The sequence below is a fragment of the Streptacidiphilus sp. EB103A genome, assembly GCF_041261405.1.
GTDB lineage: Bacteria > Actinomycetota > Actinomycetes > Streptomycetales > Streptomycetaceae > Streptacidiphilus.
Genome location: NZ_JBGCAQ010000010.1, coordinates 246719 through 268823 on the forward strand (window position 1 = coordinate 246719; position 22105 = coordinate 268823).

Here is a 22105-nt window from a genome sequence, read left to right on the forward strand (position 1 = left end):
TGTGCTGTGCCCTCGATCATTCCGGGCCGCGGTCAATTGTGCCAATGCCCGCTCCTCGACTACGACCCACGATCCCCCTCGGAGGTTGCCCCGGGGAGGTGCCCTCTTCGCCAAACTGAGGACGAGTCGGTCTCAGCGGCCCAGTTTTGTGCGAACCATGCCGATCAGACCGGTCAGTTCCTCGATGCGCATCCGCTGGGCGATCACGACGAACAGTCCGATCTGCAGTACTGCGCCGACCACCAGGGCGGCGATGTCCGGGAGCAGGCCCCCGCCGAGGGAGTCGACGATCAGCTTGGAGACCGTGAAGCCGATCGCGGCCGGGATGATGCTGGCGCCGATCAGCCGCCCGTAGGTGCGCTTGCACCTGGGCCCGTCCAGGTCTCCGATCCGGCGCTTCAGACGGGGCAGTGCGACCAGTAGTCCGACCAGGTAGGAGAAGCCGTAGGCGAAGGCCATGCCGGTCACCGCCCAGTCCGCGGGGAGCACCAGGTAGCAGAAGCCGGACAGCAGCGCGTTGCTCGCGGCGACCCAGACGGTGTTGTAGAAGGGTGTCCTGGTGTCCTCGTAGGCGTAGAAGCCGCGCAGCAGGACGTACTGGGCCGAGTAGGGGATCAGTCCGAGTGCGAAGGCGGAGAGCATCCAGCCGATGGAGGCGCCTCCTTGTGAGGAGTTGCCGAAGCCGTAGAGCACCGAGCCGATGACCGGGCCCAGGGAGAGGAACAGGAAGGCGGCGGGAACGATGGCCACCGCCGAGGTGCGCAGCCCGTAGGAGAGGTCGTCGCGGACGGCCGTCGCCTGGCCGTCGGCGGCGGAGCGGGAGATCCTGGGCAGCACCGCGCTCATGACGGAGACGGTGATGACGGCCTGGGGCAGCTGCCAGATCAGCAGGGCGTTGGAGTAGGCGGACAGGCCCGCTCCGTTGCGGCCGGAGGCGTTGCCCGCCGCGGTGGCCAGCTGGGTGACCACCAGGTAGCCGGCCTGGTTGGCGAGCACGAACAGGAAGGTCCACTTGGCGAGTTTCGCGGCGTGGCCGAGGCCGTGGCCGCGCCAGTCGAAGCGGGGGCGGAACCTGAATCCCGCGACCCGCAGGTAGGGGATCATCGACAGGGACTGGACGACGAGGCCGAGCAGGGTGCCGATGCCCAGCAGCCGTACGCCCTCGGGCGAGATGCTGTGCGGGGTGACGCCGGTCTTGGTGAACGAGCCGTACACCCAGGCGTACATGCCGAAGGTGAAGATGACCACGATGTTGTTGAGCACCGGGGTCCACATCATCGCGCCGAACCGGCCGCGGGCGTTGAGGATCTGACCCATCACCACATGGACGCCCATGAAGAAGATGGTGGGCAGGCAGTAGCGGGCGAGAGCGACGGTGACCTCGGCGCTCTGCGGATCCCTCATGATCGACGCGGAGACCAGGCGCACCAGCAGGGGCGCGGCGAGCACGGTGACGAAGACCACGCCGCCGAGCCCGACCACGATCAGTGTCAGCAGCCGGTTGGCGTAGGCCTCGCCGCCGTCCTCGTCGTTCTTCATGCTGCGGACCAGCTGGGGGACGAACACGGCGTTCAGCGCGCCGCCGCCGACCAGGATGTACAGCAGGGTGGGAAGGGTGTTGGCGACGTTGTAGGAGTCGCCCATGATGCCGACGCCGATGGCGAAGGTGATGACCATGGTGCGGATGAAGCCGGTGCCCCGGGAGACCAGGGTGCCGGCCGCCATGATGGCGCTGGAGCCCAGGATGCCGCCGGCCTTGCCGCCCTGCTTTTCGCTGGGCGGGGCGCCGGGCACTCCGGCGACGGCGCCGGGGGGCGGCGGGGCCATGGGGTTGAAGCGCAGCAGCGGGATGGTGCCGGTCGCCTCCGCGTCGCCGCCGCCGGCCTCCCCGTACCAGCCGGGGGCGTAGGAGGCCTGGTCGCTCTCGCGGAAGAGATAGGCGTAGGGGTCGCTGTCGGCGTCCTGATTGCTGCTGTCCTGCTTGCTGCTGTCCTGCTTGCTGCGGGTGGCGTGGGTGAGCAGTTCGTCGACGCCGACCTCGGCGGCGGGCGGCTGGGCGGGCTGCGGCACCGACTGGCCGTAGGCCGGCGAGAAGCCCTGGGGCGGCCCGAAGCCGGGGACGGTGGCCCCGTCGGGCGCCGCGGGACCGCCGTACTGCTGCTGTTGCTGCTCGTACGGCTGCTCGTACTGGGGCGCGCCGTATCCGGGCTGCTGGTAGCCCTGCTGGGGGTAGGGCTGCTGCGGGTACGGGGGTTGGGCGTACTGCTGCTCCTGGACGTACTGCTGCTCCTGGACGTACGGCTGGTCCGGGGCGTAAGGCGGATCCTGGCTGTACTGCTGGTCCTGGGCGTACGGCTGGGCCTGCGGGTACGCCTGCTGCTCCGGATACGGCTGCTGGTTCTGGGGGTACGGATCCTGGGTGTAGGGGTCCTGCCCGTACGGGTCCTGGGCGTAGGGGTCGCGCGCGTAGGTCTCGTCCAAGTAGGGGTCGGTGCCCTGGCTCTGCTGGTCCGGGCCGGGGGCGGCGGGGGGCGTACCTCGGTTGGGGCCGCGTCCACCGCGTCCCTGCTGGGTTCTGCCGTCACGCGGCGCGCTCATGCCACCTCTCCGGATCCTTGGACTAGGCGGCCGGGGGTGACTCGGCCGTCCATGGGGTCCACCCTCTCATCCGGTGGCTCACAGCCAGTGTTTCAGGTTGCGTTTTTCTGATCCTGACGTGCGCCTTTCTCCGGCGCGCCGCCGACGCTGCCGGTGTCCTCGCCGTCGCCCACCGCAGTGTCGTCGTCCTCGTCGACGCCTTCCCCGACCTGGGCGTGCTTACGCTTCGAATACAGTCGGACCCCCGCCAACAGCACCAGCAGCACGCCGCCGGCCACGACGGCGATGACGCCGTTGCGCAGTTGTTTGATGTCGACGGTGAAGACCACTGGGCCGCCATATGCCTTCATGTCCGTGGTGTAGAGCTGGGCGGTCATCTCGACCGGTCCGTTGGCGGTGGCCTTCACCGGGAATCTCAGGGTCTCCACGGTGTCGCCGTTGGCGCGCACGTCCATGAGCCTGACGCTGGGGGTTTCCTTGCCCAGGCTCAGCCGGGTCGGGCTGAAGGAGGTGAGCTCGATCTTCAGGTTGAGGACCGCCTGCGGCAGGTCGTTCTGGACCGTGATGGGGATGGTGGCCGACCCGCTGCCGGACAGGGTGATCGAGTTGTTGGGTTTGGGCAGGATCGAGACCGCGCCGTACAGGTTGTCGAGGTAGGCGGTCGCGTTCTGGCGGTAGGCCGCCCCCTTCGCGGACTCGTCCCGCCACTGGGTGGACACCGACCGCAGCACGGCGGAGCTGAAGGCGGTGCGGATCGGCGCCGAGTTCGACATGATCTTGCCGAGGTCGGTCAGCTTGTCCTGAGTGCCCGTCACCGCGGTCAGGTCGTCGCTGGTGAGCTCGTTCTTCCTGGCGGCGGACGGGTAGTCGGAGACCGACGGCACGGTGGTGCCCGCCTGCGGGGTCGGGGTCGCCGAGGCCACCTCGCCGTACGAGGCGGCCTTGGCCCACTTGGCGGTCACGGCCGCGCCCAGGGAGTTCGCCAGGGTCTGGGCGGTGCTCGCGGTCATGTCGCGCGGCGGCATCACCAGGATGCTGCGCTGGTTGTTCGGCTGCTCCAGGGTGATCGCCAGGGTCTCGGCGAGGAAGCGCTGCTCGGCGAGTACCTGGGCGCTCTGCGTGGACAGGTCGCCGGCGAAGATGTCGGCGATGGTGGCGTCGGCGACCACGGCCGTGGTGCCGTTGCCCAGGGAGCGCGCGGCGTTGGGGGTGTAGATCAGACTGCGGGAGTCCGGCAGGCTGCTGCTGTTGGTGATGATCTGGGTGCTGCCGATGCTGCGGGCCAGCGAGACCACCGAGCTGTCGATGTACCCCTGGTAGGGCCAGGCCACCGTGCGGGAGGCGCTGACCTGGAGCGGATTCAGGCCGACCTGCCCGAGGTCGCTGGTGGCGACCTTCAGGGTGTCCTTGAGGGACTGGGAGTTGCCGCCGTTGTGCGCGATGGAGGCCAGGTCGGGGTCGGCGGCGGGCAGCGAGAGCACCTGCTGGCTGCTCAGGCCGGCCAGGTTGCCCTGCATGGCGCTGAGCCAGCTCTTGGCGGCGTTCTGGCCGGTGCCGGCCGTGGTGCAGTGGCAGGACGAGGTGGCGCCCTTGGTGTCGCCGGCCGAGCCGGCGACCTGGTAGTTCGACTCCATGTCCAGCACGCTGGTGATCAGGTCCGGGTCGATCACCCAGGTCGGCTTGAGGTTGGCGATGCTGGCGCCGCGCGACGCGAGCTGGCCCAGCCGTCCGTCCGCGCCCAGGTCGTCGGCCAGGGTGTCGTCGCTGAGCACGGCCTGGTCCGACGCCTTGGAGTCGCTGTAGGTCTGCGGCTGCACCCGGGGCGTCTCCACGACCGGCCACAGGGTGGCGATCTTCGTGGGCTGGGCTCCGCTGGCTGTGTCGTACAGCGGCAGATAGGTGCGGGCGACGCCCAGCGGGTGCACCGCGGAGCCGGAGGTGCTGCCCTGGGCGTCCACCGCCAGCTCGAACACACCGTGGCTGGAGTTGAGGCCGAGGTCGCTGATCTTCACGGTGAGCGTGAACGGGGCGCTGGTCGCGCCGGGCGCCAGGGTGCCCAGCTTCGGCTGCAGACCGCTCTTGTCCAGCTCCGCCGGGTCCTGGTCGGTGGGGCCGGTGAGCGAGGCCACCGAGGCGATCGCCGAGCGGCTGTCCAGCGCCTGGGTGTCCGCCCACACTCCCACGTGCAGGGAACTGATCGAGGTGCTGCCCCGGTTGGTCACCGTGCCGGTCAGCGTGACGCTGCCGTTGGCCTGGGGCGTCTGCGGGGTGATCGTGTCCAGCGTCACCACGGCCGCGCTGCCGCTGCTCGCCTTCGGGGCGCTGCTGGTGGCGGACGCCAGGACGGCACCGGAGCCGACCGCGTGGACATCGCTGACGGTGTACGGGGCCTGCGCCGCGAACGCGGCGGCCGGCGCCAGGGTGGTGCCGGTGCCCAGCACCAGCCCCGAGGCCAGCGTCACCGCACCCGCCCGGCGCGCCCGCCGCAGTGCTGCCCCGCCGTGGGCCGTGCTCCTGCGCCGACCGTCGCCGCGCCCCGCCTGCCGTGCCGCCACGTCCACGCGCCCTCGCCGTTCTCGTCGCTTACGGTGTCTCGGCCGCTGCCGCCGTCACTGCCCGCTCCCGGGATGCCACCCAGCCCCCCGGCATCGTAACGACGTTGCCTGGCAACGGGTGCAGCAGGACCGTCCAGGCGTGCCCGGATGGCCGCACGCCTTCCTACGCGTTCCTACGAGCTATAACGAGGCGCGGCCGGTGCGTCACGGCACGTACCCTTGTCTGTCGTGCCGTACGACAATGATCCCAGCGATTTCCCCCCGGACGCCGAGCCCCTGGGCGGGGCCGCGCCGGGCGCTCCCGCCGCCGCGCTCAGCGCCGTTCAGCTCTCCGCCGCTCAGCTCTCCGCCGTCAGCGAGGTACTGGGGGCCTACCCGGTCGCCGAGGAGCTGGGACGCCGCTTCCAGCGGGCCGGTTTCCGCCTCGCTCTGGTCGGCGGCTCCGTGCGGGACGCGCTGCTGGGCCGTCTTGGCAACGACCTCGACTTCACCACCGACGCCCGCCCCGAGCAGATCCTGGCGCTGCTGAAGCCGTGGGCGGACGCCATCTGGGACGTCGGCATCGCTTTCGGCACCGTGGGCGCCCGCAAGAAGGCCAGGCCGACGGCCGACCCGGAGCACGGGGAGCTGTTCGACTTCCAGATCGAGATCACCACCTACCGCTCCGAGGCCTACGACCGGGACTCGCGCAAGCCCGAGGTCTCCTACGGCGACACCATCGAGGAGGACCTGGTCCGCCGGGACTTCACGGTGAACGCCATGGCGGTGGCGCTGCCGGAGGTCGCGTTCATCGATCCGCACCACGGCCTGGCCGACCTCGCGGCGAAGGTGCTGCGCACCCCGGGCACCCCCGAGGCGTCGTTCTCCGACGACCCGCTGCGGATGCTGCGGGCCGCCCGCTTCGCCGCGCAGCTGGACTTCGAGGTCGCCCCCGAGGTCGTCACCGCGATGACGGAGATGGCCCGGCGGATCGACATCGTCTCCGCGGAGCGGGTCCAGGCCGAGCTCAACAAACTGCTGCTGTCCGCGCACCCGCGCAAGGGTCTGCTGCTGCTGGTCGACACCGGACTGGCGGAGCGGGTGCTGCCGGAACTGCCCGCGCTGCAGTTGGAGCGCGACGAGCACCACCGCCACAAGGACGTCTACGACCACTCGCTGACCGTGCTGGAGCAGGCGATCGCCCTGGAGGACGAGGGCCCTGACCTGACGCTGCGTCTGGCCGCGCTGCTGCACGACATCGGCAAGCCGCGCACCCGGCGCTTCGAGGACGGCGGCGGGGTCTCCTTCCACCACCACGAGCTGGTCGGCGCGAAGATGACCAAGAAGCGGCTGCGCGATCTCAAGTACTCCAACGAGCTGATCGACGACGTGTCCCGGCTGGTGGAGCTGCATCTGCGGTTCCACGGCTACGGCAGCGGCGAGTGGACCGACTCGGCGGTGCGCCGCTATGTCCGGGACGCCGGTCCGCTGCTCTCCCGGCTGCACAAGCTGACCCGCTCCGACTGCACCACCCGCAACAAGAAGAAGGCCGCCGCGCTCTCGCGCTCCTACGACGGACTGGAGCAGCGCATCGCCGAGCTCCAGGAGAAGGAGGAGCTGGGCGCGATCCGGCCCGACCTCAACGGACACGAGATCATGGCGATCCTGGGCGTGAAGGGGCGGGACGTGGGCGCTGCCTACGACTTCCTGCTGGAACTGCGGCTGGAGCACGGTCCGTTGGGGCCGGAGGCTGCCGAGGCGGCGCTGCGGGAATGGTGGGCCGGCCGGGAGCAGTAGGGGTTTCTTTTTCGCCGGAAAACTGAATTGATACCAACAACAAATGCGTCGCCCATAATCCCGGATTCATGGGTGATGTAACTGTCATGCCCGATTCTCGTTACTCCATTTCGGGGAGGCGCGGAACCTCCCGGAAACGGAGGGAATGCGATGACAGGCGATGACGTCCTCTTGGAATCCCGGACCATGCGCGCGGCCCTCGCCGGGCGGATCGAAGCCCTGGAACGGGTCAAACCCCTGGGCGCGCTCACCCTGCCCAATGGACTGCACCTGCTCACCGAGGCCGTCGCCGACTATTTCGCCGTGCCGACCAGGGCGGTCCACTCGCTGGTGCTCGACCACCGCGAGGAATTGGAGGCGTACGGATATCAGGTGCTGACCGGGCAGCGGCTGACCGCGTTCAAGAATGCCAGCGGAATCCAGTCCAGGGCCCGGCAGCTCGCGCTGTTCAACCGGCGCACCGTGCTCTGCGCCGCCATGCTGCTCAGGGAGAGCGACATCGCCCGGCAGGTGCGTTCCCGGCTGCTGGACCTGGAGGCGGGGGCGCGCTTCCTGCCGGTCGACAACCCGCTGCGGCAGCCGGCCGGCGGGGTGGAGCCGGATCCGGTCGAGGTCGCCTCGACGGCGCTGCGCGCGGTGATCGGCAGCACGGTGGTGCCGTTGCTGAACGCACTGTTGGAGCAGGCCGGCACGCAGGAGCTGGCGCTGGGCGAGGTCCGCTGCCGGCTGGAGCAGCTGGAACTCATGATCGTGGAGGAGGACGGTTCGGCGCGGCTGGGGCGCCGGTTCCACCTGGTGCACGGGGTGGAACCGGCGGCCCCTGAAGACGGTGGCGGCCCGTGAGCCGTCAGTTGGCGACGAAGACGTCCGCGGTCAGGATGACGATGAACAGCAGGACCAGGCAGGCGGGCACCAGGAGCCCCAGCGCCTGGGGGCGTTTGAACAGCGGCAGGCCCGGGTCCAGCTGCTGGGCGCCGGCTGCGGGGGCCGCCTCCGGCAGTGCCTTGATCTTGTTGAAGCCGATGGAGTTGCGGATCAGGGCGATGCTGCTGAAGACCCAGGAGCCGTAGCCCCACCAGCCGCGGACCATGGTCCGCGCGGACATGTCCCGCATCACCGCGGTGCCGCAGGTCCGGCAGAACGGGCCCCGGGTCTTCAGGAACTGCATGACGATGATCATGCCCCGGTGGCCGTGGAAGCTGACGTCGGCAGCGGGGAAGCCGCCGCAGAAGCGGCAGGTCGGCGCGTTGGGGTCGTACTGCTGAGGGACCTGTCCCGGACCCGGCCCGCCGTACGGGGACTGCTGGGGCGGGGCGTAACCCTGCGGCGGCGGTGGGGCGTAGCCCTGCTGGGGCGGAGCGGCGTAGCCCGGTGCGGGCGGCGGGCAGCCCTGTGGCGGTGCATAGCCCTGCGGGGGCGCATAACCCTGGGGCGGTGCGTAGTTCTGGGGCGGTGCGTAGTTCTGGGGTGGTGCGTAGCCCTGGGGCGGCGGTGCGTAACCCTGGGGCGGGGGGACGGCACCGGGCGCGCCGCCGTAGGGGTTGGGCTGCTGGGGGGCCTGTGGCGGCTGCGGGGCATAGGGGTTGCCCGGCTTCGCGTAGGGGTTGCCAGGCATGGGCGGAGGAGGGGAGGCCATAGGGATCCTCTGAGGAGGGAGGGCTGACAGGTATGACAGGGAACGTTGGCACGCTATCCGTCCAGGGAGGCCCACGGGACAGGAGCGGGTGAATCCACAGTGCCGGATGGACTCCTGGTCACCTGTCAGAAGGTACCGGCGTGCCCAGGCAGGGTGAAACCGGCGGTTTGTGGCGCAGCGTCAGCCCGTACCCCACGGCCGCTGCGGCATAGAGCACCGAGGAGCCCAGCACCACCGCCACCGAGCGGCCGCTCGGGGACATCACCAGGGCGGCGACGGCGGCGGCCGCCACCAGCGACGCGTTGAACAGGACGTCGTAGACGGCGAAGACCCGGCCCCGGTAGTCGTCCGCCACCTCGGTCTGCACCACGGTGTCCGTGCTGATCTTGATGCCCTGGGAGACCAGGCCAAGCAGGAAGGCGGCGGTCATGATCGGGACCGGGGCGAAGGACAGGCCCAGCACCGGAGTGAGCACCGCGGCCGCCGCCGCGCAGCCGACCAGCCACTGGGCCACCCCGATCCGCCGGGTCGCCCAGGGGGTCAGCAGCGCGGAGGCGAAGAAGCCGAAGGCGGAGGCGGTCAGTGCCAGCCCCAGCCAGCGGATGCCGGCCGCCTGGTCGTCGGGGGTGGCGAAGGTGTTGCGGCAGAGCATCAGCAGCAGCACCAGCAGCAGCCCGTAGCAGAAGCGGCAGACCGTGACGGCGCCCAGCGCCCATGCGGCCGGGCGGCAGTCGCGGACCAGGTGGCGCAGCCCGGCGAGCAGTCCGCGCAGGGTGGCGGCGACCACGGTCGTCAGCGGCTCCCGGGCCCGACCGGCCCGGCCCCGGTTCGAGAACTGTGGGCCCAGCAGGTCCGGTTCCATGGTGGCGGCCGCCAGGGCGGCGCTGCCGTACCCCAGTGCTGCCAGCACCAGCAGGGAGGCGTTGGCCCCGGGACCGCCGGGGAGGACCAGCCGCACCAGGAATCCGGATCCGCCGCCGACGGTGGTGGCGATGGTGCCCAGCGTGGGCGCGATCGCGTTGGCCCCGATGAGCAGGGCGGCCGGGACGACCTGCGGCAGTGCGGCCGAGAGGCCGGCCAGCACGAACCGGTTGGCGCCGGTGACCAAGAGGGCGGCCGCGAAGAAGACCGGGGTGGGGACGCGCAGCAGGACCAGCACGGCGGTGCCGAGGCAGAGCAGCAGCCGGACCAGGTTCCCGTACAGCAGGATCTGCCGCCGCCGCCAGCGGTCCAGCAGCGGTCCGGCGAACGGGCCGACGACGCAGAACGGCAGCAGCATCACCGCGAAGGCGGAGGCGATGGCTCCCGGGGTGGGCTGGCGTTCCGGCGAGAAGACCACATAGGACGCCAGCGACACCTGGAAGACGCCATCGCTGAGCTGGGAGAGCAGCCGGGTGCGCAGCAGGCGGCGGAAGTCGTGCAGTCGCAGCAGGGCCGCGGCGCGGCCCTGGGGGGCGGGCGCACCGCGGATGATCGACACCTGCACAGCGTGCCACGTCGCGGCGGAGATGTGCATGCTCAAACGCCTGCGGGCGGCCCCCATTCCCGTTCCACGGTTTCACGTGAAACAAGGAGAGGGGACCGCCCGCAGGCTCAGAAGTGAGCGGTCAGCGCTCGACCTCGCCGCGAATGAACTTCTCGACGTTGTCGCGGGCCTCGTCGTCGAAGTACTGGACCGGCGGGCTCTTCATCAGGTAGCTGGACGCAGAGAGGATGGGGCCGCCGATGCCGCGGTCCTTGGCGATCTTCGCGGCCCGGACGGCGTCGATGATGACACCGGCCGAGTTCGGGGAGTCCCAGACCTCGAGCTTGTACTCCAGGTTCAGCGGGACGTCGCCAAAGGCGCGGCCCTCAAGGCGGACGTACGCCCACTTGCGGTCGTCCAGCCAGGCCACGTAGTCGGACGGGCCGATGTGGACGTTCTTGGCGCCCAGGTCGCGGTCCACGATCTGCGAGGTGACGGCCTGCGTCTTGGAGATCTTCTTGGACTCCAGCCGGTCGCGCTCCAGCATGTTCTTGAAGTCCATGTTGCCGCCGACGTTCAGCTGCATGGTGCGCTCCAGCAGGACACCGCGGTCCTCGAAGAGCTTGGCCATCACACGGTGCGTGATGGTCGCGCCGACCTGCGACTTGATGTCGTCGCCGACGATCGGGACGCCGGCCTCGGTGAACTTGTCGGCCCACTCCTTGGTGCCGGCGATGAAGACCGGGAGGGCGTTGACGAAGGCGACCTTGGCGTCGATGGCGCACTGGGCGTAGTGCTTGGCCGCGATCTCCGAGCCGACCGGGAGGTAGCAGACCAGCACGTCGACCTGGCGGTCCTTCAGGACCTGGACGACGTCGACGGGCTCCTCGGAGGATTCCTCGATGGTCTCGCGGTAGTACTTGCCGAGGCCGTCGTTGGTCGGGCCGCGCTGGACCTGGACACCGGTGGTCGGCACGTCGCAGATCTTGATGGTGTTGTTCTCGCTGGCGCCGATGGCGTCCGCGAGGTCCAGCCCGACCTTCTTGGCGTCCACGTCGAACGCGGCGACGAACTCGACGTCGCGGACGTGGTACTCACCGAACTGCACGTGCATAAGTCCCGGCACGCGGCTGTTCGGGTCGGCGTCCTTGTAGTACTCGACGCCCTGGACAAGCGAGGCGGCGCAGTTGCCCACACCTACGATGGCTACGCGAACCGAACTCATTTCGGCTGCTCCCTGTTGTGATCGATTTGGACTGATGTGCTCATCTGAAAAAGATGGTCAGTGCGGTACTTCGGCGGTACATGCAGTGCCACCCGTCAACCCGGTCCGCTCCGGGGTCAGCGCTCCTCGGGGGAGCGCGCCGGGCGGTCGGGGGGCGGAGCGGCATTGGCTGCCGGCCGTTCCCTGCCGTCCGAAATCTGTGGGGCCGTCCCGCCGTTGCGGTTGGCGCGTTCGGTCTCGATGAGCTCGTTGAGCCAGCGGACCTCGCGCTCCACCGACTCCAGGCCATGGCGCTGGAGTTCGAGGGTGTAGCCGTCGAGACGCTCCCGGGTGCGCGCCAGTGAGGTGCGCATCCGTTCCATCCGCTCCTCCAGGCGACTGCGGCGGCCCTCCAGGACCCGCATCCGCACAGCCCGGTCGGTCTGACCGAAGAAGGCGAAATGGACGCCGAAGTGCTCGTCCTCCCAGGCGTCGGGCCCGGAGTCGGCGAGCAGCTCCTCGAAGCGCTGCTTGCCCTCCGGGGTGAGCCGGTAGACGATCTTCGACCGCTTGCCGTTGAGTGCGGTGGCCGGGATGTACTCGGTGCCGGGGTTGTCCTCGACCAGGAAGCCCTGGGCGACGAGCCCCTTGAGGCACGGATAGAGCGTGCCGTAGGAGAAGGCACGGAAGGAACCAAGCAGCACGTTCAGGCGTTTGCGCAGTTCGTAGCCGTGCATCGGGGCATCGTGGAGCAGCCCGAGGACGGCGAACTCAAGGATGCCGGAGCGCCTGCTCACGCTGTCCCTCACCTCTCGGTCGCTGCCACTATGCCGTCTCGATGTATCGAGTCGATACATCGAGACGATAGGCCGCGATCGCCGTTCGGGCAAGAGGCGACTCCGTGAAGGTGATCACAGCGGTGCTTCCGAGGGGCCGTTCCTGGCTGCCGCCTATCCCTCCGCCGTGCGTTCCAGGTGGGGAAGGGCTGAGGCTTTCGTAAGTATCTGCGGGCAGTTTGCCCTGATTGATGGTGACTGCCCGTTTAGCTGCCTTGAACCCCTGCGTACTCTGTCGCCTATGCAGGAAGCCGGGAACCGAAGTGACACCTGTGGCGCCGACGCCGCCCTTGGTGCCGTGCGGCGGCCCCGGCCGGTGCCCCGGGGGACTCGCGCGCAGGCCGGCCGGGCCGCGACGAATCGGAAGTGGACCACCGCCTTCAGGCCGCGCGGCCTGTTCGAGGAGCAGCTGGAAGCATGAGCGAACATCGGCGCAAACAGTCGAATCCGGATGGCGCCCCTTCCGGGCGGCGCGGCCAGCAGCCGCCGCCCGCCAGAGGCGGCCACCCGCAGGGCCAGCCCCAGGGCCAGACGCAGAGCGGCAACGGCTCGGGGCCGGGATCGACCGCGCCGCGCCGGACCGCTCGCCCGCAGGGCCAGCCCGCGCGCAACGGCATGACGGGCCAGCAGCCCCGACTGACCCGCGCCGAGATGCGCAAGGCCGCCCAGGGCAAGGGCCGCAAGGCCGGGGCCGCAGCCCCCGCCGGGCCCCGGCCGAAGCGTTTCATCGACTACCCGCGCTGGGGCAAGGCCGGCGTCCGGCACTGGCTGCCCTCGTTCAAGCAGTTGCTCAGCGGCGCCCTGCTGTTCTTCGCCGTCTCCGTGGGCGTGGTGGGCTACGCCTACGCCAACACCACGGTCCCCCCGATCAACCCGAGCACCCAGCAGCAGAACAACATCTTCTACTGGGCCGACGGCTCGGTGATGGCGACCACCGGCACGGTGAACCGCCAGAACGTCTCGCTGCAGGACGTCCCCGTGAAGGTCCAGGACGACTTCATGGCGGCTGAGGACGAGACCTTCATGACCAACTCGGGCATCGACGCCACCAGCATCCTGCGTGCGGTCAAGAACATGGTGACGGGCGGTCAGATCCAGTCGGGGTCGACCATCACCCAGCAGTGGGTGAAGACCAGCATCCTGTCGAACTCCAACCAGACGGTCTCCCGCAAGTTCAGCGAGATCATGATCTCGATAAAGATCGGGAACGGCCACTACACCAAGAGCCAGGTGATGGAGGGCTACCTCAACAGCAACTACTACGGCCGGGGCGCCAACGGCATCGAGGCCGCGGCCGAGGCCTACTACGGCATCCACGCCTCCCAGCTGAACGTCTCCCAGGGCGCCTTCATCGCCGCAACCGTCAACCAGCCCAGCTTCTACCAGAACGTCACCAGCGACGCCGCGGTCAAGACCGCCGCGGTGAACCGCTGGACCTATGTGCTGGACCGGATGGCCAAGAACGGCTGGCTGACGGCGACCGAGCGGGCCGCGTACACCCCGGCCCAGTTCCCCATGCCGAAGAAGTGGACCCTGAACTCCACGCTGAGCGGCCAGATCGGCTACCTGGTGGCGACGGCCACGAACTACGCCGAGGAGCACACCACTCCCAAGCTGACGGACGCCGACTTCGCCAAGGGCGGCTACCAGGTACACACGACCTTCGACAAGACGCAGACCGCCGAGATGACCACCGCCGTCAACAAGATGACGAGCGCGCACATCGACGCCAAGAAGCGGCCGCAGTACGACACCAACATCCAGACCGGCTCGGCGACGGTCGATCCGGCCACGGGCGCGGTGAAGGCGCTCTACGGCGGCCCGGGTATGGACAAGGGCTACTTCATCAACAACGCCAACACCACCAGCGTCCCGGTGGGCTCGACCTTCAAGCCCATCGTGATGGCGGCGGCCCTGGAGAAGGGCGCGATGCTGACACCGGGCGCCGCGTACTCGGCGATCACCCCGGACAGCAAGTTCAACGGTGACAACGGCATCACCATCAGAACGCAGGCGGGGACGCTGATCACCGACACCGATCCCAAGGACAAGTCACCGGACGGCCTGCTCCATCAGCAGAACGACAACACCAACATGCCGGGGTACGTCACCCTGCGGACCGCGATGGACAACTCGATCAACACCCCGTTCGTCCAGCTCGGCGAGTACGTCGGCTACAGCAACGTCACGGCGATGGCCACCAGCCTGGGGCTGGACAAGAACATCTTCGCGAGCGACACCCCCGGCTTCTTCATCGGCACCTCCACCCCGAGTGCGATCCGGATGGCCAACGTCTATGCGACCTTCGCCGACGGCGGGGTCTACCACGACCCCTACACGGTCAGCAAGGTCACCCAGAACGGGGTCGCCACCGCGGACCAACCGGTGCTGGCCAAGCCCAAGTCGGCGTCGGTGATGTCGGCCTCCACCGCCAACACCATCAACAGCATGCTGCAGGAGGTCGTCCAGAAGGGCACCGCCACCAGCGTGAAGGCGCTGGGCCGCCCGGTGGCCGGCAAGACCGGTACCACCGACTCCTTCAAGTCGGCCTGGTTCATCGGCTACACCCCGCAGCTGTCGACAGCGGTCACGATGTTCCGTGAGGACCCCACCAAGGGGGTCCTGGAGAGCATGCAGGGCAGCGGTGACTCCGGGACCGGCAAGTTCTTCGGTGGCCGGCTGCCCGCCGAAGCCTGGCTGAACTTCATGGAGGCGGCCCTCAACGGCACGCCGACGGTCTCCTTCCCGGCCGCTCCCACGCTGGGCAAGGGCGCCAATGAGTCGGGGGCGCCCTCGCCCTCCGCCTCGGCCAGCAACAGCCCCTCGGCCGCTGCCTCCTCCAGCCAGCCGGCGGTGCAGTCGCAGAGCCCGACGCCGACGGTCTCGCTGTCGCCGACGCTGTCGACCAGCCCCTCCGCGACGAACACCTGCGGCGCGTTCTCATTCGGCTGCACCGGCGGTTCGACCTCGGCCTCGGCCTCGGCGAGCGCGAGCCGCACCAAGCCGGGCCACTCGGCCTCGGCCTCGGCGTCGACTTCGTCGATCTTCGGCGGAGGCTGACCGTCCGCACGGCCGCTCCCCGGTGCCCCAGGACGCCGTCGGCCCCGGTACGAGCCACCCCCGGGTGGCCCGCGCCGGGGCCGGCGGCCGTTCCGGAGCACCCGGTCCGGAAAAACTGGACAGTTAGCCCGTTCCGGGCTCCGGCCCATGTCCAACTGCCGGGTGCCCGGTGCTCGGACAGGAAGGTGCGGCAGGATGTCCGGCATGACGTCGAGCGAGCGTGACGAGGCAGCGGCGCCCGAGCCGGACAGCATCCCCGACAGCGCCTCCGTGCGCGCGGCCGAGCGGGGCACCCTGACGATGCCTGCGCCGCCGCCCGAGGACACCGTGGTAGTGCCCGCCGACGAGGATCCGGTCGCGGCCGCCGGGAGCGAGCTGTTCGGCGGCGCGCCCGGGCGGCGCGCCCTGCTCGGCGTCGGCTGGTGGACGGCGGCCCGGGTCCTGGCGATCTGCACGATCGTCGTCTTCGCCCTCGGGATGGTGCAGAAGATCCCCTGCTACAACACCGGCTGGTTCTACGGGGCGACCGCCCAGTACGACCACGCCTGCTACAGCGACATCCCGCACCTGTTCACCCTGCGCGGCTTCTCCATCGGGAACATCCCCTATCTGGACAAGATCCCCAGCGCGACCCCCGACATGCAGTACCTGGAGTACCCGGTCCTCACCGGGCTGTTCATGTGGCTGGCCGCGTGGCTGACCCCCTCGGGCGGCGGTGACGTGCACCGCGAGCAGGTCTTCTGGCTGCTGAACGCCGGGATGCTGATGGTCTGCGCGGTGATCGCGGTCGTCGCCGTGATGCGCACCCACCGGCGCCGCCCCTGGGACGCGCTGCTGTTCGCGCTGGCGCCGGTGCTGGCGCTGGACTCGACGATCAACTGGGATCTGCTGGCCGTCGCCCTCACCGCCGTCGCCATGGCGCTGTGGGCGGGCAGGCGCACCCTGTGGTGCGGGGTGTTCCTCGGCCTGGCCACCGCGGCCAAGCTCTACCCGGTCTTCCTGCTGGGTCCGCTGCTGGTGCTGTGCTGGCGGGCCGGGCGGATGCGCGCCTTCGGCGAGACGCTGGCCACCGCGGTGGCCGCCTGGCTGGCCGTGGACCTGCCGTTCATGCTGCTCAACTTCAAGGGCTGGGCCACCTTCTACACCTTCAGCCAGACCAGGACCATCGACTACGGCTCGTTCTGGCTGATCCTCAGCCAGAACGGGATCATCAACTGGTCGGTCAACACCGTCAACACGGTGATCACGATGCTGCTGGCGCTGTGCTGCCTCGGTATCGCCTGGCTGGCCCTGGCCGCCCCGCGGCGGCCGCGCTTCGCCCAGCTGGCGTTCCTGATCATCGCGGCGTTCACGGTCACCAACAAGGTCTACTCGCCGCAGTACGTGCTCTGGCTGCTGCCGCTGGCCGCGCTGGCCCGCCCGCGCTGGCGGGACTTCCTGGTGTGGCAGACCTGCGAGGTCCTGTACTTCCTTGCTATTTGGTACAACTTCGCCTACACCTCCAGCTCCGCGCAGAAGGGGCTGCCCACGGACTGGTACCACGGGGCGATCGTTGTCCACATCCTGGGGACGCTCTACCTGTGCGTCATGGTCATCCGCGACATCCTCGTACCGGAGTACGACGTGGTGCGCTGGGACGGCAGTGACGATCCGTCAGGTGGTGTCCTGGACAGGGCAGTTGACATTTTTGCCAACCCCGGGAGGCGCGGCGGCGCGGCCAAGTACCCGGACACCGTGCCGGATTGAGAAAATGCGCCCCTGTGGATAACTCACCCCGCCCCTGTGGACAACGAATTGTCCACAGGGGCGGTCGGCTGTTCGTCAACCTGGCGTCGAAAAGCACCAGTTGGGCGCACGGCCGTGCGATCGTTCGGGAAGGTCCCGAACATCGACCTGACCGCCCGGCCGGGGCTCAGCCCTGGTCCACGATCCGGTCGAAGAGCGTCGTGGTGTGCCGCAGCGTCGCCTTCAGCTCCTCGCCCACCTGCGGGGGCTGGACCTCGCCCGGCAGCCACAGCAGTGAGACCTGCATGTGCGGTGGCTCGGCGAAGGCGACCTTGGAGCCGTTCCAGCTGAACGGGGAGGCCGTGCGGTTGAGGGTGGCCAGGCCGGCCCGGGCCAGGCTCTTGGCGCGCGGGGTGAGGCCGGAGAGGTTCTTCGGGGCCTCCAGGCCCACCCCGTGGGCGGTGCCCCCGGCGACCACCAGCAGATGGCCGTCGCCGGCGGCGCGGTGCTGGCGGTAGCCGAACCGGTCGCCCTTGGCGAGCGCGTGCACGTCCATCACGGTGCCGCGGCTGTCGATCGCCCCGTGGTCGCCGAGCCACAGCTGGGTGCCGATCCTGGGCCGGAAGTGCACGTCCGGGTAGCGGCGCCCCAGCTCGACGACCTCCTCCATGCGGAGGTGGCTGACGAACATCCGCCGCAGCGGCAGCCCGGCCGCCCGCAGCCGGTCCACCCACTGCGCGGTCTCGGCCAGCGGGTCCACGCCCTCGGGCCGGTCCATCGGCAGATGCACGGCGAAGCCCTCGACCCGGACGTCGTCGACGGCCGAACGCAGCTTGGCCAGGTCCTCGGGGAGCACCCCGTGCCGCCGCATGCTGGTCATGCACTCGATGATCACGCGCCCGCCGACCAGGCCGCGTACGCCCTCGATGGTGCCGACGGTGCGGATGACCCGCTGCGGCAGCGGCACCGTGTCCTCGCGGATCCGGTAGGGGGTGAGCACGATCAGGTCCTTGCCGAACCAGTCCTTCAGCTCGGCTGCCTCGTAGGCGGTGCCGACGGCGAGCACGTCGGCACCCATCCGCGCGGCCTCCTCGGCCAGGCGGATGTTGCGGAAGCCGTAGCCGTTGCCCTTGGCGACCGGGACCAGCCCGGGGAAGGCGTCCACGACGGAGCGCTGGTGGGCACGCCAGCGGGGGGTGTCCACGTACAGAGAGAGCGCCATGGGGTGGGGGATACCTTCCGGGGACAGAGGATCGAAAGACAGAGGATCGAACGAGATCGACGAACTGGTCTTCTAACGTCGCTGCATATACATGTCGAGCGCCTTGTGCAGCAGCTTGTTGAGCGGGAAGTCCCACTCGCCCAGGTACTCCGCGGCCTGCCCGCCGGTGCCGACCTTGAACCGGATCAGCCCGAACAGGTGGTCGCTCTCGTCCAGGGTGTCACTGATGCCGCGCAGGTCGTAGACGGTGGCGCCGAGCGCGTAGGCGTCGCGCATCATCCGCCACTGGATCGCGTTGTTGGGCTGGACCTCGCGCTTGTGCACGGTGGAGGCGCCGTAGGAGTACCAGACGTGCTCGCCGACCGTGATCATGGTCGTCCCGGCCAGTGCGTCGCCCTCGTGGTAGGCCAGGTACAGCCGCATCCGGTTCGGGTCCTCGGCGGTCAGGGCCTTCCACTGGCGCTGGAAGTAGGAGAGCGGGCGCGGGATGAACTGGTCGCGCTCGGCCGTCTCCAGATAGAGCTGGTGGAACACCGGCAGGTCGTCGTAGCCGCCCTGGACGATCTCCACCCCGGCCTTCTCGGCCTTCTTGATGTTGCGGCGCCACAGCTGGTTGAAGCCCTTGAGGACGTCGTCCAGCGAGCGGTTGGCCAGCGGCACCTGGTAGACGTAGCGGGGCTGGACGTCGCCGAAGCCGGCGCCGCCGTCCTCGCCCTGCTGCCAGCCCATCCGGCGCAGCCGGTCGGCGGTGTCGATGGCCCGCGGCTCGTACCAGTCGGCCTCGACGTCGCGCAGCCGCTTGGCCTCCTTGCCGGCGATGGCGCTCTTGATCGTCTCGGCCTGCCAGCGGCGGATTATCACCGGCGGGCCCATCTTCACGGTGAAGGCGCCCTGCGACTTGAGGTGGTCCAGCATCGGCTGCAGCCAGCGGTCCAGGTTCGGGTCGAACCAGTCGATGACCGGGCCCTCGGGCAGATAGGCGAGGTAGCGCTTGAGCTTGGGGATCTGACGGTAGAGCACCAGGCCGGCGCCGACGACGGCGCCGCGGTCGTCGAACCAGCCGATGCTCTCGGAGCGCCACTCGCCCTTGACGTCGCCCCAGGAGGGGACCTGCATATGGCTCGCGGAGGGCAGACTCCTGATGAAGGCCAGGTGCTCCTCCCGGCTGATGGTCCTCAGGCGCAGGCTCATATGGGGGTGCTCCTCGGGCTTCAGTTCGCGTCAATCGCGAAGCCTACTGCCCAGGTGGGGCACCCCCATAGGGGCGCTGCTGAGAGTCGGGTCAGTAGAGCCCGCCGTGGGCCAGACCGATGCCGAAGCCGGCCGCGGCCGCGACCCCGGCGCAGACCAGGACGAAGCGTTCCATGGTGGTGACGGAGATGTACTGGCCCACGGCCGCGGTGCCGATGCCGACCAGGCCGGTCCAGGAGGCGACCAGGTGCAGACCGCGGAACATGCAGGTGGCGATGGCGATGGCGGCGAGGATCAGGGTGACCCCGGCCAGGGTGTCCGCCAGTGGATGCGCCTTGCCGTCGCCGGTGTGGAGCCGTGAGCCGGGCCCGTAGGGGGACATCGGCGCGAGCGAGGGCAGCGAAGAGGACGGCTGGTTCTGCTGCGGCTGTGAGGGACCGATCGAATGTGCCATGGGACCCGCCTCCTTGGGGAGGTTGCCTGGACCGTCGGCCGGGGGCGGCCGTACGGCCACGGGTGAGGATGGCGCACTGTAGCGCGCCCCCTACCCGATGTATACAGATTGCGGCGATTCGGGGGTGGATTTCAAGACCCCATTCGGGTGCCTGTAGGCTGGACCGTCTGCACCGGTGTGGCGCGGCTTGTTGCCGCGACCCGTGCGCTGTCGTTGCGGTTCTCCGCCTCGTTGTCAGTGCCGACCACTACTGTTGCGACGCGTTCAAAAACCCTCCTGCCACGGAAAGACCGTGGCCGCTGAGTCCAGAGGAGGTGGGTTCCACATGCGTCATTACGAGGTCATGGTGATCCTCGACCCCGATGTCGAGGAGCGCGCTGTCTCCCCCCTGATCGAGAACTTCCTCAATGTCGTCCGCACCGGCGGCGGCAATGTGGAGAAGGTCGACACCTGGGGTCGTCGTCGTCTGTCGTACGAGATCAACAAGAAGTCCGAGGGCATCTACTCGGTGATCGACCTCAAGGCTGAGCCTGCGGTCGTCAAGGAGCTCGACCGGCAGCTCAACCTGAGCGAGCAGGTCCTCCGCACCAAGGTGCTCCGCCCGGACACCCACTGAGGTTTTTCCCAAGTGCCCCGTTCGTCCGAGCATCAGCTCGGCGGAGCAATGAGGCACTGCACCGCACGGCCGTCCGTACGGCCGGCGCGGTGAGCACTGCTTGAACGGAACCGCTCCCACCGAGAGGTCGTAAACCACCATGGCAGGCGAGACCGTCATCACCCTCGTCGGCAACCTCGTCGACGACCCCGAGCTGCGTTTCACGCCGTCGGGTGCGGCCGTCGCGAAGTTCCGCCTCGCGTCAACCCCCCGCACCTTCGACCGTCAGACGAACGAGTGGAAGGACGGCGAGAGCCTCTTCCTCACGTGCAACGTCTGGCGTCAGCCGGCGGAGAACTGCGCGGAGTCGCTTCAGCGCGGTATGCGCGTCATCGTCCAGGGGCGTCTGCGTCAGCGTACGTACGACACCAAAGAGGGCGAGAAGCGCACCGTCTACGAGGTCGAGGTCGACGAGGTCGGCCCGTCGCTGCGCTCCGCCACCGCGAAGGTCACCAAGGCCCAGCGGACCGGCGGTCAGGGCGGCGGTGGCTTCGGCGGCGGCAACGGCGGCGGCGGTGGCTTCGGCGGCCAGCAGGGCGGCAACGGCGGTGGCTGGGGTTCGCAGAACTCCGGCGGCGGTCAGTCCGCTCCGTCCGACGACCCCTGGGCGTCCAGCGCCCCGGCGGGCGGCGGACAGCAGTCCGGCGGCAGCGGCGGCGGCTGGGGTGCCCCGGCCGGCGGCGGCTTCTCGGACGAGCCTCCGTTCTAGTCCTCATCGGACGACAGCAGTGTGCTGGGCTGCCCTTCCCCGGATGGCAGCCCGCTCAGACTTGATCCCGTGCGACCCGGGCGTCGTTCTCGCAACCGCGAGGGCAACGACCGGATCGTGAACACCAGTTGGAGTACATGATGGCGAAGCCGCCTGTACGCAAGCCGAAGAAGAAGGTTTGCGTTTTCTGCAAGGACAAGATCACCTACGTCGACTACAAGGACACGAACCTGCTTCGCAAGTTCATCTCCGACCGTGGGAAGATCCGCGCCCGCCGGGTCACCGGCAACTGCACCCAGCACCAGCGCGACGTGGCCACGGCTGTGAAGAACAGCCGCGAGGTCGCTCTGCTGCCCTACACCTCGACCGCTCGCTGAATAGGAGGGTGACCGAACAATGAAGATCATCCTCACGAACGAGGTCTCCGGCCTCGGTACCGCCGGCGACATCGTCGAGGTCAAGGACGGATACGCCCGCAACTACCTGGTCCCGCGTGGCTTCGCCATCCGCTGGACCAAGGGCGGCCAGAAGGATGTGGACGCGATCCGTCGCGCCCGCAAGATCCACGAGATCCAGACCCTGGAGCAGGCCAACGAGGTCAAGGCCAAGCTCGAGGCCGTCGCCGTGAAGCTCGCCGTGCGTGCGGGCGACGCGGGCCGGCTCTTCGGCTCGGTGACCCCGAGCGACGTCGTCGAGGCCATCAAGGCCGTCGACGGCCCGCTGGTCGACAAGCGCCGCGTCGAGATCGGTTCGCCGATCAAGACCACCGGTGCCCACCAGGTCACCGTCAAGCTGCACTCCGACGTGGTCGCCAAGATCAACGTCAACGTGGTCGCTGCCTGACGCACGCCGTACCGGGCTCTGCGGTTTCGCCGAGCCCTTGGAAAGGCCGGTCCCCTCTGCGGGGGACCGGCCTTTCCGGCGTTCCCGCGCGTACTCAGAGGCGGACGGCAGTCTTTTGAGTACCGGTTTTGAGTACCGGTCTGAGTAGCTCCACGGATTCCAAGCCCTGCGACGGC

The 22105-nt window shown here is 69.3% G+C and carries 17 protein-coding genes; 8 read left to right on the plus strand and 9 right to left on the minus strand.

What is annotated here, in order from left to right:
• Positions 1 to 132: 132 nt before the first annotated feature.
• Positions 133 to 2598 (minus strand): murein biosynthesis integral membrane protein MurJ, encoded by a 2466-nt coding sequence (gene murJ / locus ABH941_RS18710; RefSeq protein WP_370130488.1) that lies wholly within the window; start codon positions 2596 to 2598, stop codon positions 133 to 135.
• A 92-nt stretch (positions 2599 to 2690) separates the two neighbouring features.
• On the minus strand, positions 2691 to 5153 hold the full coding sequence (locus ABH941_RS18715; RefSeq protein WP_370130489.1) for a DUF6049 family protein: 2463 nt from the start codon (positions 5151 to 5153) through the stop codon (positions 2691 to 2693).
• A gap of 363 nt (positions 5154 to 5516) precedes the next feature.
• Between ABH941_RS18715 and ABH941_RS18720 the strand changes: the two genes are divergently transcribed.
• Positions 5517 to 6929: a CCA tRNA nucleotidyltransferase gene (locus ABH941_RS18720; RefSeq protein WP_370130559.1), complete on the plus strand. Its 1413-nt coding sequence runs from the start codon at positions 5517 to 5519 to the stop codon at positions 6927 to 6929.
• A 150-nt stretch (positions 6930 to 7079) separates the two neighbouring features.
• A complete protein-coding gene (locus tag ABH941_RS18725) occupies positions 7080 to 7772 on the plus strand; it encodes a restriction endonuclease (RefSeq protein ID WP_370130490.1) in 693 nt (230 codons plus the stop codon).
• 4 nt (positions 7773 to 7776) lie between these two features.
• On the opposite strand, the gene ABH941_RS18730 is transcribed toward ABH941_RS18725, so the two are convergent.
• From ABH941_RS18730 to ABH941_RS18745, 4 genes are all read right to left on the minus strand, one after another.
• Positions 7777 to 8544: a hypothetical protein gene (locus tag ABH941_RS18730; RefSeq protein WP_370130491.1), complete on the minus strand. Its 768-nt coding sequence runs from the start codon at positions 8542 to 8544 to the stop codon at positions 7777 to 7779.
• A 139-nt stretch (positions 8545 to 8683) separates the two neighbouring features.
• Complete coding sequence (locus tag ABH941_RS18735) at positions 8684 to 10045, minus strand: MFS transporter (protein WP_370130492.1); 1362 nt, start codon at positions 10043 to 10045, stop codon at positions 8684 to 8686.
• A gap of 127 nt (positions 10046 to 10172) precedes the next feature.
• Positions 10173 to 11255 carry an inositol-3-phosphate synthase gene (locus ABH941_RS18740; RefSeq protein ID WP_370130493.1) on the minus strand — a complete coding sequence of 361 codons (1083 nt, stop codon included), beginning with the start codon at positions 11253 to 11255 and terminating at the stop codon, positions 10173 to 10175.
• A gap of 116 nt (positions 11256 to 11371) precedes the next feature.
• Complete coding sequence (locus ABH941_RS18745) at positions 11372 to 12031, minus strand: PadR family transcriptional regulator (protein WP_370130494.1); 660 nt, start codon at positions 12029 to 12031, stop codon at positions 11372 to 11374.
• A gap of 456 nt (positions 12032 to 12487) precedes the next feature.
• Between ABH941_RS18745 and ABH941_RS18750 the strand changes: the two genes are divergently transcribed.
• Positions 12488 to 15130, plus strand: coding sequence for a transglycosylase domain-containing protein (locus ABH941_RS18750; RefSeq protein ID WP_370130495.1), 2643 nt, complete (start codon positions 12488 to 12490; stop codon positions 15128 to 15130).
• Positions 15131 to 15430: 300 nt separating this feature from the next.
• The gene (locus ABH941_RS18755) at positions 15431 to 16876 is read left to right on the plus strand and encodes a glycosyltransferase family 87 protein (protein WP_370130560.1); all 1446 of its coding nucleotides are present in this window, start codon (positions 15431 to 15433) and stop codon (positions 16874 to 16876) included.
• Between the two features lie 166 nt (positions 16877 to 17042).
• Here ABH941_RS18755 and ABH941_RS18760 read toward each other — a convergent pair whose 3' ends face one another.
• The 3 genes from ABH941_RS18760 to ABH941_RS18770 all read right to left on the minus strand — a co-directional run bounded on the left by ABH941_RS18760 (position 17043) and on the right by ABH941_RS18770 (position 19722).
• Entirely contained in the window at positions 17043 to 18077 is a 1035-nt protein-coding gene (locus ABH941_RS18760; protein ID WP_370130496.1) for an alanine racemase, read from the minus strand.
• A 72-nt stretch (positions 18078 to 18149) separates the two neighbouring features.
• A complete protein-coding gene (locus ABH941_RS18765; RefSeq protein ID WP_370130497.1) occupies positions 18150 to 19268 on the minus strand; it encodes a lipid II:glycine glycyltransferase FemX in 1119 nt (372 codons plus the stop codon).
• A gap of 91 nt (positions 19269 to 19359) precedes the next feature.
• Positions 19360 to 19722, minus strand: coding sequence for a hypothetical protein (locus tag ABH941_RS18770; RefSeq protein ID WP_370130499.1), 363 nt, complete (start codon positions 19720 to 19722; stop codon positions 19360 to 19362).
• Between the two features lie 325 nt (positions 19723 to 20047).
• Between ABH941_RS18770 and rpsF the strand changes: the two genes are divergently transcribed.
• The 4 genes from rpsF to rplI all read left to right on the plus strand — a co-directional run bounded on the left by rpsF (position 20048) and on the right by rplI (position 21929).
• Entirely contained in the window at positions 20048 to 20338 is a 291-nt protein-coding gene (gene rpsF, locus ABH941_RS18775) for a 30S ribosomal protein S6 (protein ID WP_030254742.1), read from the plus strand.
• Between the two features lie 139 nt (positions 20339 to 20477).
• On the plus strand, positions 20478 to 21086 hold the full coding sequence (locus ABH941_RS18780) for a single-stranded DNA-binding protein (RefSeq protein WP_370130500.1): 609 nt from the start codon (positions 20478 to 20480) through the stop codon (positions 21084 to 21086).
• Between the two features lie 140 nt (positions 21087 to 21226).
• Positions 21227 to 21463, plus strand: coding sequence for a 30S ribosomal protein S18 (gene rpsR / locus ABH941_RS18785; RefSeq protein ID WP_030254746.1), 237 nt, complete (start codon positions 21227 to 21229; stop codon positions 21461 to 21463).
• A gap of 19 nt (positions 21464 to 21482) precedes the next feature.
• On the plus strand, positions 21483 to 21929 hold the full coding sequence (rplI, locus tag ABH941_RS18790; protein ID WP_134002658.1) for a 50S ribosomal protein L9: 447 nt from the start codon (positions 21483 to 21485) through the stop codon (positions 21927 to 21929).
• Positions 21930 to 22105: the final 176 nt, after the last annotated feature.